Annotated in this window: 1 protein-coding gene; it reads left to right on the forward strand. The window is 67.8% G+C overall.

All coding sequences use genetic code 11. From position 1 onward, the window contains the following. The coding region (gene rho / locus JNW91_RS31335) for a transcription termination factor Rho (protein WP_203179040.1) at positions 1-1,363 on the forward strand (1,363 nt) is incomplete at its 5' end. Positions 1,364-1,609 lie beyond the last annotated feature (246 nt).

Consider the following 1,609-nt stretch of genomic DNA (forward strand, 5'->3'; position numbering starts at 1 on the left):
GCGCAACGAGCGCGGCGACCGGGGCGAGCGCAACGACCGCAACGACCGGGGCGACCGCAACGATCGTGGTCAGCGCGCCGAGCGGGACAACGACGACGACGACGAGGGTGGCGGTCGGCGTGGCCGGCGCAGCCGTTTCCGGGACCGTCGCCGTGGGCGTGGCGAGCGCACCGAGACCGGCGGCGACACCGGCGGGCGTGAGCCGCAGGTCAGCGAGGACGACGTGCTCGTCCCGGTGGCCGGCATCATCGACGTGCTCGACAACTACGCCTTCGTGCGGACGACCGGTTACCTGGCCGGTCCGAACGACGTGTACGTCTCGATGTCCCAGATCAAGAAGTACGGCCTGCGCCGCGGTGACGCGATCACCGGTGCGGTGCGCGCGGCCCGCGACGGTGGCAACAGCGGGGACCAGCGGCGGGACAAGTACAACCCGCTGATGCGGCTGGACACGATCAACGGGATGGAGCCGGAGGAGGCGCGGCGTCGGCCCGAGTTCTACAAGCTCACGCCGCTCTACCCGCAGGAGCGCCTGCGGTTGGAGACCGAGCCGCACATCCTGACCACCCGCGTCATCGACCTGGTCATGCCGATCGGTAAGGGCCAGCGGGCACTCATCCAGTCGCCGCCCAAGGCGGGTAAGACGATGGTGCTGCAGGCGATCGCGAACGCGATCACGCGCAACAACCCGGAGTGCCACCTGATGGTGGTGCTGGTGGACGAGCGACCCGAAGAGGTCACCGACATGCAGCGGTCGATCAAGGGCGAGGTCATCGCGGCCACGTTCGACCGTCCGCCGCAGGACCACACCACGGTGGCCGAGCTGGCGATCGAGCGGGCGAAGCGTCTGGTCGAGCTGGGGCACGACGTGGTCGTGCTGCTCGACTCGGTGACCCGGCTCGGTCGGTCGTACAACCTGGCGGCGCCGGCCAGCGGCCGGATCATGTCGGGTGGTATCGACTCCACCGCGCTCTACCCGCCGAAGCGCTTCCTCGGTGCGGCCCGCAACATCGAGAACGGCGGCTCGCTGACCATCATCGCCACGGCGCTGGTGGAGACCGGGTCCATGGCGGACACGGTCATCTTCGAGGAGTTCAAGGGCACCGGTAACGCGGAGCTGAAGCTGGACCGGAAGATCGCCGACAAGCGCACCTTCCCGGCCATCGACATCAACCCGTCCGGTACGCGTAAGGAAGAGGTCCTGCTCGCACCCGAGGAGCTGGCCATCATCCACAAGCTCCGCAAGGTGCTGCACTCGCTGGACTCGCAGGCGGCGATGGATCTCCTGCTGGACCGGCTCAAGCAGTCCCGCACCAACATCGAGTTCCTGATGCAGATCGCGAAGTCGACGCCGGGGGAGTAACCATCCCCGGTTGACCGACGACGAAGGGGCACGGCCACCACGGCCGTGCCCCTTCGTCGTATCCACGGCACCCTTCGCTCTGCTTTGCGCCGCGTGCCGCTTCGCGCATGATCCACTCGGGTTCCATGAAGTCGGTCTGTCAGCGTGCTTGGGCTCAAGTGGTTGTTGCAACGGGGTGGATTCTCGTCAGGATGAGGAGTCATGCCGGGGCAGAGGTTGTCGTCCGCGGAGCGGGCGCAGATTGAG

It is taken from the genome of Micromonospora parastrephiae, from assembly GCF_016802865.1.
Classification (GTDB): Bacteria; Actinomycetota; Actinomycetes; order Mycobacteriales; family Micromonosporaceae; genus Micromonospora; species Micromonospora parastrephiae.